The organism is Pengzhenrongella frigida (genome assembly GCF_004168625.1).
In the GTDB taxonomy this organism is placed as follows: domain Bacteria; phylum Actinomycetota; class Actinomycetes; order Actinomycetales; family Cellulomonadaceae; genus Pengzhenrongella; species Pengzhenrongella frigida.
The window spans coordinates 119,523-129,281 of the sequence record NZ_SDWW01000007.1 but is presented as its reverse complement, the minus strand read 5'-3'; the positions used below and the strand labels follow the sequence as shown (position 1 = coordinate 129,281).

The 9,759-nt window shown below is 73.7% G+C and carries 9 protein-coding genes; 4 read left to right on the top strand and 5 right to left on the bottom strand.

What is annotated here, in order from left to right:
- Together EUA98_RS04695 and EUA98_RS04690 are read right to left on the bottom strand one after the other, a co-directional pair.
- A partial coding sequence (locus EUA98_RS04695; protein WP_350339478.1) for a UvrD-helicase domain-containing protein occupies positions 1–1,659 on the bottom strand: 1,659 nt, incomplete at its 3' end.
- 34 nt (positions 1,660–1,693) lie between these two features.
- Positions 1,694–2,611, bottom strand: coding sequence for a DUF3152 domain-containing protein (locus EUA98_RS04690; RefSeq protein ID WP_242511273.1), 918 nt, complete (start codon positions 2,609–2,611; stop codon positions 1,694–1,696).
- 48 nt (positions 2,612–2,659) lie between these two features.
- Here EUA98_RS04690 and EUA98_RS04685 point away from each other — a divergent pair, with 48 nt between their 5' ends.
- Both EUA98_RS04685 and EUA98_RS04680 read left to right on the top strand, forming a co-directional pair.
- Entirely contained in the window at positions 2,660–3,322 is a 663-nt protein-coding gene (locus EUA98_RS04685; RefSeq protein WP_130101508.1) for a TetR/AcrR family transcriptional regulator, read from the top strand.
- Between the two features lie 51 nt (positions 3,323–3,373).
- The gene (locus tag EUA98_RS04680) at positions 3,374–3,667 is read left to right on the top strand and encodes a DUF3107 domain-containing protein (protein WP_434063477.1); all 294 of its coding nucleotides are present in this window, start codon (positions 3,374–3,376) and stop codon (positions 3,665–3,667) included.
- 111 nt (positions 3,668–3,778) lie between these two features.
- Here EUA98_RS04680 and EUA98_RS04675 read toward each other — a convergent pair whose 3' ends face one another.
- Positions 3,779–4,486 carry a ferritin-like fold-containing protein gene (locus EUA98_RS04675; protein ID WP_130101507.1) on the bottom strand — a complete coding sequence of 236 codons (708 nt, stop codon included), beginning with the start codon at positions 4,484–4,486 and terminating at the stop codon, positions 3,779–3,781.
- Positions 4,487–4,732: 246 nt separating this feature from the next.
- Between EUA98_RS04675 and EUA98_RS04665 the strand changes: the two genes are divergently transcribed.
- Positions 4,733–6,541 (top strand): DEAD/DEAH box helicase, encoded by a 1,809-nt coding sequence (locus EUA98_RS04665; protein WP_207218971.1) that lies wholly within the window; start codon positions 4,733–4,735, stop codon positions 6,539–6,541.
- 160 nt (positions 6,542–6,701) lie between these two features.
- Here the strand turns inward: EUA98_RS04665 and EUA98_RS04660 are convergent, their stop codons facing one another.
- Both EUA98_RS04660 and EUA98_RS04655 read right to left on the bottom strand, forming a co-directional pair.
- Positions 6,702–7,325, bottom strand: a complete 624-nt coding sequence (locus EUA98_RS04660; protein ID WP_130101504.1) for a MarC family protein — start codon at positions 7,323–7,325, stop codon at positions 6,702–6,704.
- Entirely contained in the window at positions 7,322–8,164 is an 843-nt protein-coding gene (locus EUA98_RS04655) for a PHP domain-containing protein (RefSeq protein WP_130101503.1), read from the bottom strand. The genes EUA98_RS04660 and EUA98_RS04655 overlap by 4 nt, the downstream gene beginning before the upstream one ends.
- Before the next feature lie 61 nt (positions 8,165–8,225).
- Here EUA98_RS04655 and EUA98_RS04650 point away from each other — a divergent pair, with 61 nt between their 5' ends.
- A complete protein-coding gene (locus tag EUA98_RS04650; protein WP_130101502.1) occupies positions 8,226–9,758 on the top strand; it encodes an aminopeptidase P family protein in 1,533 nt (510 codons plus the stop codon).
- Position 9,759 lies beyond the last annotated feature (1 nt).

The following is a 9,759-nucleotide window of genomic DNA, read 5'->3' as shown; positions in this document are numbered from 1 at the left end:
CGGGTCCGCGAGCGCGTCGACGAGCAGCGCGTCGCTCGCCCGACCCCCGCCCCCGGCGAGCTCCTCGGCCCGCAGCGCCCGGCGGAGCCGCCGCAGGCCGACGGCGTCGGTCCCCCCGAACGGCGAGGTCAGGAGCCCGACGGCGGTCTCGGCGTCGAGGTCCGCGGGCCCGAGCGCGCAGCGCAGCGCGAGCAGCAGCGGGCGCACGGCCGGCTCCTCGCGCAGGGGCAGGTCGCTGCCGAGCACCGCGACCGGGACGGACGCCGACGCGAGCGCGCGGCGCAGCCCGGCGACCTGGCCGCCGGACCGGGCGATGACCGCCATCTGCCCCCAGTCGACGCCTCGTTCGAGGTGCGCCGTGCGCAGGGCGTGCGCCACGTACGCGGCTTCCTGCGCGGCGCTCGGCAGCAGTGCGACGCTCGCGGCGGCGCTCGGGAGTACAGCGACGCTCGCGGCGGCGCTCGGGGACGCAGCGACGCCCACGGCGGCGCCGGAGGGCGCAGCGACGCTCGCGGCGGCGCTCGCTACCTCCCGCTCGCCGGCCCGCTCGGGTCGCGGCTGCGGGCGGCGGTGCCGGACCGCCCCGACCGAACCGATCTCCTGGGTGACGGCCGCGGTGACCGCGCGCAGCTCGGCGTCCTGCCGCCAGGTCGTGCCGAGCACGAGCTGGTCGGCGCCGAGCTCACCGAGCCCGACGCCGTCGACCGTCGCCCGGCCGACGAGCGCAGGGGCCGCACCGCGGAAGGTCTGCACCGCGCAGTCGGGGTCGGCGAACAGCGCGAGCCGCGCACCGTCCTGGGCGAGCACGTGCAGCAGGCGCGCCGTCGCGGCGGTGCTCTCCTGGTGGTCGTCGACGACGACCAGCCGCCAGCGGGGCCGGTCCACGCCCGGGACCTCGTCCTCCCACGCCGCGAGCGCCTCCGCGGCCTCGTCGACCACGACCGCCGGGTCGAACCGGGCGCCCGAGTCCGGGGTGGTCTGGCGCAGCAGCGTGACGTCGAGGTACTCGCGGTACAGCTGGGCGGCCGCGACCCACTCGGGCCGCCCGGCGCGCTCGCCGAGCGCGGCCAGGTCGGCCGGCGTCAGGCCGCGCTCGGCGGCGCGCATCAGCAGGTCGCGCAGCTCGTCCCGGAAGGTGCGCAGCCCGAGCACGTCCGGCGGCACCGTCGCGGGCCAGTCCAGCGGGACGCCGTCGCCGGCCGCGTGCCCGGCGAGGAGCTCGCCGAGGAGCAGGTCCTGCTCGGGGCCGGAGATCAGGGTCGGCGGCGGCTCCCCGAGCCGGGACGCGCGCGCCCGGAGCACGGCGAAGGCGGCCGACGCGGCGGTGCGGACCATCGGCTGCCCGGCCGTGCGCTGGATCCGGACCGAGAGGCGGTCGCGCAGGTCGGCGGCCGCCCGCCGGGTCGCCGCGATCACCAGCACGTCCGCGGGGACCAGCCCCAGGGCCTCGATCGCGGCGGCGACGGACTCGATCACGGTGGTCGTCTTGCCGGTGCCGGGCGCGCCGAGCACGAGCAGCGCCGGACCGGAGCCCGACGCGATCCGGTCGACCACGGCGCGCTGGCTCGGGTCGAGCGGCACCTGCCCGGCACCGCCGTCGGCGGCGACGACGGGTGCCACCAGCCGGAGCACGGCTTCGGCGGGACGGGTGCGGATCACGACCGAATCCCACCACACCCCACCGACAGGGGAGCTACGGGTTGGGGAAGCCGCTCGGCACGCAGGGGGCCACGCCGACCGACTGCTGCTGCATCAGCGGGGCCGGCTGACCCGGCCCGGGGCACTCCTCGTGCCCGTGGCCCAGCAGATGGCCGACCTCGTGGTTGATGACGTAGTGGCGGTACAGCGTGCGATCCGTGCCGAAGTCGCTCGCGCCGATCGACCAGCGCCGGAAGTTGATCGACGCCTGCCCGGATCCGGACCGGCCGCAGGAGAACTCCCCGTTCGTCTCCAGCGGCGCGCACATCGCGTCCACGGTGGCCGGCGAGGCGAGCACGACCCGGATCTCGGCCTCGCCGTCGGTCCGCGCGAACGTCATCGCACCGCCGGCGCCCCAGCCGCGCGGATCGTTCAGGGTCGCCATCACGGTCGCGGCGAACAGGGTGGGGTCCACCGGCAGCCCGACCTCGACCTCGACGCGCACCGTGTGCACCGGCCCCTGGCCGGGCGCCGGCACCGCACCGGGCACGACGACGAATCCGCCGGAGGCGTTCGGCGGCACCTCGGTCGACAGCAGGCCGGCAGACCGATCGGCTCCGGTCAGGCCCGCCGCGTCGAGCGCATCGGGGTCGACGTCCGACACCGCCATGGCGGGGGCCGGGGCAACGAGGTCGGAGGCAGGGTCGGCGGCGGGTGCGGCGGCCACGACCCCGGGCGCCCCGCGCGTACCGAGACCGGAGTCGGGGTCGAAGAACGCGGCGGAGTCGAAGGACGCCGCGGTGCCGGCACCGGCATCAACGGCGTCCACCGAGTTCACGGCCGCCAGATCGACGTGCGCCGGGACGAACGGGAGCACGACGAGCCCGGTCCCGAACCCGGCCGCATAGGCGACGATCACGAAGGCGAGGGCGAAGGGCAGGCCGAGGCGGCGACGTCCGCGGGGCAAGCTCACGGTGACATCGTGCCACCGCGGAGTCGGTGCCTTGACTACCATCTCGCCATGGAGCACACGGAGAGCGCGTTCCCGCGAGGTCGGCGGATGCCCCGCGACGCGCGCCGCACCCAGGTGCTCGCCGTCGCGCAGGACCTGTTCGCGAGCGAGGGCTACCACCACGTCTCGATGGACGACATCGCGGAGCGCGCCGAGGTGTCCAAGCCGGTGCTCTACCGCCACTTCCCGTCCAAGCTCGACCTGTACCTCGCGGTCGTCGACGAGCGCGGGTCGGGGCTGCTCGCGGCGGTCGAGGCGGCCCTGGCCCCCATCAAGAACGGCCCGGTGCGGCCGGGCGACGGGCGCGCCGTCGTGCACGCGATCGTGCGCGCCTACTTCGACTTCGTCGAGGGCGCCGGCGAGTCCGCATCGCTGCTGTTCGAGTCGGACGTCACGCACGACGCCGCCGTGCGGGTGCGGGTCGACGCGGCGGGGGCCGAGGCGGCCCGCGGGATCGGGCGGGTGCTCGTCGACTTCACCGGGTTGCCCGCACCGCAGGCCACGCTGCTCGCCACCGCCCTGGTCGGTCTGGCGCAGAGCGGTGCGACGAGCCGGCTGCGCACCGACCCGGGTCTGTCGGTCGACGCCGCCGCGGACCTCGTCGCGCGCCTCGCCTGGGGCGGGGTCGCGGGCCTGATCCGCGCCGACTACGACTACGACCTCCCCGGCTGACGAACGAGGCCGGTGGGCCGCTGGCGTCGGCAGCGCCCCAGTAGGATTGCGATGAGCCTGCGAACCGCAGGGCGCATCGCGCCCCGGGACGCCGGGATGGACCGAGGGAGAGAAGTCACCGTGGAGATCACGATCGGCGTGCAGAACCTGCCCCGCGAGCTGGTTATCGAGTCCGACCAGTCCCCGGACGAGGTTGCTGCGGCTGTCACCGCCGCGTTCGCCGGCAACAAGGCACTGGAGCTGCTCGACTCGCGCGGGCGGCGTGTGATCGTTCCCACCTCCTCGATCGGGTACGTGGAGATCGGCTCCGAGGAGCAGCGCCGGGTGGGTTTCGGCACGCTCTAGCACCACCGCACCTGCTGCACGACGACGAACGCCTGGCCACGAGCAAGCGGCCAGGCGTTCGTCATGAGTGAGTGGAGTCCGGCAGTGAGTCCGGTCAGGCAGACGGTGCGGTCAGGAAGTGAGCCCGAGACGTTCCATCCGGTAGGTGTGCTCGGCCGTGAGCCGTCCGAACAGCCGCGCGGCGGCGTCGATGTGGTAGGTCCCCCCATTGGCCTCGTCGGCGGGGGCAGGCTCGCCGTCGGCCACCAGGCGGGCCAGCCCGGGCTCGGACTGGACGAGCGACTGCACGACGCCGAGCGCCTCGCCGACCATCCGGCGGCCCCAGAGCGCGAGGCGCGAGGCCAGGACGGCGTCGTCCTTGCCGGCGGCGGCCAGCTCGGCCACGACCAGCTCGGCGTGGCTCGTCCCGTCGAGGGTCTCCATCACCAGCGCGCACGTCGCGTCGTCGAGCCCGGCCGCGGCCGCCTTGCAGAAGTCGTCCGCCACGCCGTACCCGACGTACGCCTTGAGCAGCCGCTCGGACCAGTTGCTCGACGGCGTGCGCAGGTCGAAGTCGTCCATCACGTGCGAGAACCGCGCGATCGCTCCCTGCGGTGAACCGCCGAGCTCGCGGATGCGGTCGAAGATCCGCTCGAGGCGCGCGACGGCCCCGGCGGAGAACCGCGCGAGGCGGAGCTGCTGCTCGAGGGCGGGGGCCACGGCGGAGTCGGCCGCGAGGCGGGTGAACGCGATGAGCTCGAGCTGACCGACCAGTCCGAGGAGCGTGAGCTCGTCCGATCGGTCGGCTGCGAGCGTGGAGGACGACGTCACGGCGGTCATCGAACCAGCGTAACCCCGGTGCCACAGCCGGTCGGATAGCATAGGGGCGTACATCGGTTGCCCGGTCGTCTCGACCGCATCGCCCAGCGGCTTGTTCCTTGCCCGCCGAGGCAGTGAATATTCACGTCCGGCTGCCGGCCAACCTCAGCGATGAGGCCCGCTCCTCGACTTGTCTGCGACCCGTCGCGGTCGACCAGCCAGAGGCAGCGCGCGGCATCCTCGCTAGCGATTACGTGAGGCACCAACGTGACCACGACCGACATCCAGCCTGAGAGCACGGCGTCCAGTAGCGTCCAGGCCACCAACCCGTCCTTCGCCGACTTCGACATCCGCCCCGAGATCGTCGCCGCGCTCGCCGCGGAAGGCATCACCCACCCGTTCGCCATCCAGGCGATGACCCTCCCGGTCGCCCTTGCCGGCCACGACATCATCGGCCAGGCCAAGACCGGTACCGGCAAGACCCTCGGCTTCGGCGTCCCCCTCCTGCACCGGGTGGTCTCCCCCGGCGAGGTGGGTTACGAGGACCTGCCCGCCCCGGGCAAGCCGCAGGCGCTCGTCGTGCTCCCGACCCGCGAGCTCGCGGTGCAGGTCGCCCGCGACCTCGAGGCCGCGTCGACCACGCGCTCCGTGCGCGTGCTGGCCGTCTACGGGGGCCGCGCCTACGAGCCGCAGGTCAACGCGCTGGCCGCGGGCGTCGACGTGGTCGTCGGCACCCCCGGGCGCATGATCGACCTGATGAACCAGGGCTTCCTCGACCTGTCCCGGGTCGAGTGCGTCGTGCTGGACGAGGCCGACGAGATGCTCGACCTGGGCTTCCTGCCCGACGTCGAGAAGCTCCTGTCGCGCACGCCCGTCTCGCGCCACACGATGCTCTTCTCGGCGACCATGCCGGGCGCCGTCGTCGCCATGGCGCGCCGCTACATGACGCAGCCCACCCACATCCGGGCCAACGACCCCGACGACATGGGCGCCACCGTCAAGAACACCAAGCAGGTCGTCTACCGCGCGCACGCCATGGACAAGGTCGAGGTGCTCGCCCGCATCCTGCAGGCTCGCGGTCGCGGGCTGACGATCGTGTTCGCCCGCACCAAGCGCACGTGCGCCAAGGTCGCCGACGAGCTCGTCGCGCGCGGCTTCGCGGCCGGCGCGATCCACGGCGACCTCGGCCAGGGCGCCCGCGAGCAGGCGCTGCGCGCCTTCCGCAACGGCAAGGTCGACGTGCTGGTCGCCACGGACGTCGCGGCCCGCGGCATCGACGTCGAGGACGTCACGCATGTCATCAACTACCAGTGCACCGAGGACGACAAGATCTACCTGCACCGCACCGGCCGCACCGGCCGCGCCGGCAAGAAGGGCACCGCGGTCACGTTCGTCGACTGGGACGACATGCCCCGCTGGGGAATGATCAACAAGGCCCTCGGGCTGGGCATCCCGGAGCCGGTCGAGACGTACTCCAACTCGGAGCACCTCTTCGCCGACCTCGACATCCCCGTCGGCACGAAGGGCACGCTGCCGAAGTCGGAGCGCGTGCGCGAGGGGCTCGGAGCCGAGAAGCTCGAGGACCTCGGCGAGACCGGCAAGAAGCACGGCGCCGGGCACGACTCCGGTCACGGCGGGTCCTCCCACGGTGGCGGGCACGACGGCGGTCGTGGCGGCTCGGGTCGCTCCGGTGGTGGCCGCGACGGTGGCGGCCGCGACGGCGGTCGCAGCGGCGCAGGTCGGTCCGAGCGGACCGAGCGGTCGAACGAGGCTCCGGCCGAGGGCGCTCGCGCCGGCGAGAACCGCTCCGGCGCGACCCGCACGCGCACCCGCCGCGGCGCCTCGACGTCGGACGCACCTCGGTCGGACGCACCGCGTTCGGAGGCACCGCGCAACCCGGTCGCCACGGCCGGCGCCTCGAACGCCGGCCCGTCCTCGACGGCCGGGGACACGTCCACCACGAGCGGTGAGGGTGCGGGCGATCGGCCGCGCCGTCGTCGCAACCGCCGGACCCGCGGCGGCGCCGCCACGACGCCCGACGCGAGCGGCACGACGTCGTCGGCCCCCCAGGCCTGACGCACGCCTGACCCCGCTCCACACGCACGAACGACCGCGCACCTTCTCGAAGGTGCGCGGTCGTTCTGCGTGCTGCTACGTCGTGCGGGCTGCTACGTCGTGCGGTCCGCTACGTCGTGCGGGCTGCTACGTCGTGCGGTCCGCTACGTCGTGCGGTCCGCTACGAGGTCTCGATGAACGCGCGGACGGCGTCGGCCACCAGCTGCACCGCGATCGCCGCGAGCAGCAGACCCGCGATCCGGGTGAACAGGATCGTGCCGCTGTCGCGGAGCACGCGGCGGATGACGCCCGAGAAGCGCATCGCGAGCCACAGCGAGACGTGCACGGCGACGGCCGCGAGCGCGATCGAGACCCAGTCGGACGTCGACTTGTCCGACGACTGGACGAAGACCATGATCGCGACGATCGCGCCCGGGCCGGCGAGCAGCGGGGTGCCGAGCGGGACCATGGCGACGTTCACGCCCTTGTTGCCCGACGGCGCGGGCTCCTCGGACTTGCCCGTGAGCAGCTCCATCGCGATGAGCAGCAGCAGCAGCCCGCCGGACGCCTGCAGCGCGGCCATCGAGATGTGCATGTAGCTGAGCAGCTGCTGGCCGAAGATCGCGAACGACACGATCACGCCGAAGGAGACGAGGATCGCCTGCCGGGCGGCGCGGTTGCGCTGCTTGCCCGTCATCGCCGCGGTCAGCCCGAGGAAGATCGGCACGATCCCGGGCGGGTCCATGATGACGAACAGCGTGATGAAGACCTCGGAGAACAGCCGGCCGTCGAACACCTCGCTCACGAGCGAACCACCGCCGTGACGCCCTGCGCCTCGATCGCGTCGAACACTGCCGGGTCGGTCACGTTCTCACCCATTCGATTTGGCTTTCCTGCTCCGTGGTAGTCGCTGGATCCGGTGGTCAGCAGCCCGAGGCGCGCGGCGAGCGCGGACAGCCGGACGACCTGCGCGGGCGGATTGTCCCGGTGGTGCACCTCGAGCCCGGCGAGCCCCGCGGCCGCCATGGCTTCGATCGTGTCGTCGGGCACCACCCGGCCGCGCTCCTCGGCGCCGGGGTGCGCGAGCACCGGCACCCCGCCGGCGGCGCGCACCGCGGCGATGGCGTCGAAGACGTCGGGCGCGTAGTGCGGCACGTAGTACCTGGACCGCACCACGAGCAGCCGGGCGAAGGCGGCGCTGCGGTCGGGGACGACGCCGGCGACCACCAGCGCGTCGGCGATGTGCGGCCGGCCGACGGTCGTCCCGGGCTGGGTCTGCGCGACGACGTCGTCCCAGCTGAGGTCGTAGTCCTCGGCGAGCAGCTCCACCATCCGGCGAGCACGGGTCAGGCGCGCGGTGCGGATCCGCTCGAGCTCGGCGACCAGCGCCGGGTGGGTGGGGTCCTGGAGATAGCTGAGCAGGTGCACGCTGATCCCGCGGGTCCGCGCCGACACCTCGGTGCCGAGCACCACCGCGACCCCCGTGCCCGACGCCGCCTGGGTCGCCTCGGCCCACCCGTCCGTCGTGTCGTGGTCGGTGAGGCCCACCACGTCGAGCTGCGCCTGCGCTGCCGAGGCCACCAGGTCGGTCGGCGTCTGGGTGCCGTCGGAGACGCGGGAGTGGGTATGGAGGTCGATCAGCACGTGGCTCAGGATAGGTGCTGGCCGGTGACCTCCCGTGCGCCGCCGGTGGGAAGATGGCCCGATGACTGAATCTCCAGACGTCCCCGAGGCGCACGACGACGCCCAGCCGATCGAGAGCCGCGGCGACAACCGCTCTCAGCGCCCGCGCTCGGACGCCTTCAAGACGTTCATCACCTCCGGGTGGGGGGCGCGCGTCGACCTCGAGCTGGCAGCCGGCCCGGCCGCGCCGTTCACCGCCGACCGCCGGGCCCGCGTGTCCGCGCAGTTCCCCGGCGAGCGCCTCGTGGTCCCCGCCGGCACGTTCAAGGTCCGCAGCAACGACTGCGACTACCCGTTCCGGCCGCACTCCGCGTTCGCCCACCTGACCGGGCTCGGCGGCGAGCAGGAGCCCGACGCCGTCCTCGTGCTGCACCCCGTGGCCACCGGCTCGGGCGACGACGGCAGCGACCACCAGGCCGTGCTCTACTTCCGCCCTCTGGCCGGCCGCGAGACCGAGGAGTTCTACTCCGACTCGCGGTACGGCGAGTTCTGGGTCGGCGCCCGACCGACGCTGGCCGACATCGCCACGCTCACCGGCATCCGCACCGCGCACCTGGACGACCTGCGGGACGCACTCGGCAAGGACGTCGGCGCCACCGGCGTGCAGCTGCTCGTGGTCCCGGGCGTGGACGAGGCGGTGGAGGCCGTGGTCGAGGAGATCCGGGCCGCCGAGGACTCCGGTCAGCGCGACGCGCTGCTGGCCGAGGCGCTCTCCGAGCTGCGCCTGGTCAAGGACGCCTACGAGATCGACCAGATGCGCCTGGCGGTGAACGAGACGATCGTCGGCTTCGCGAAGATCGCGCGCGACCTGCCGATCGCCATCGAGTCCGAGCGCGGCGAACGCGTCATCGAGGGCACCTTCGGCGCGCACGCGCGGCTGGCGGGGAACGCCGTCGGCTACGACACCATCGCCGCCGCGGGCGAGCACGCCACGACGCTGCACTGGACCCTGAACAACGGGGTCGTGCGCCCGGGCGAGCTCGTGCTGGTGGACGCCGGCCTCGAGGTCGACTCGCTGTACACCGCCGACGTGACGCGCACCTTGCCGATCGACGGGACGTTCACCGACGTGCAGCGCCGGATCTACACCGCGGTGCTCGACGCCGCTGACGCCGCCTTCGCCGCGGCGGTCCCCGGGGCGAGGTTCCGCGACGTCCACTCGGCCGCGATGGAGGTCATCGCCGCGCGGCTCGGCGACTGGGGCCTGCTGCCCGGCACCGTCGAGGAGTCGCTCGACCCGGAGGGCCAGTTCCACCGCCGGTGGATGGTGCACGGCACGAGCCACCACCTCGGCCTCGACGTGCACGACTGCGCGCAGGCACGGGCCGAGATGTACCTGGACGGCATCCTCACCCCGGGCATGCTGTTCACGATCGAGCCGGGCCTGTACTTCAAGTCGGACGACCTGACCGTGCCCGAGGAGTACCGCGGGATCGGGGTGCGGATCGAGGACGACGTGCTCGTGACGGCCGAGGGCAACGAGAACCTGTCGGCCGCCCTGCCGCGCCGCCCCGAGGACGTCGAGGTCTGGATGGCCACGCTCCTCACCGACTAGT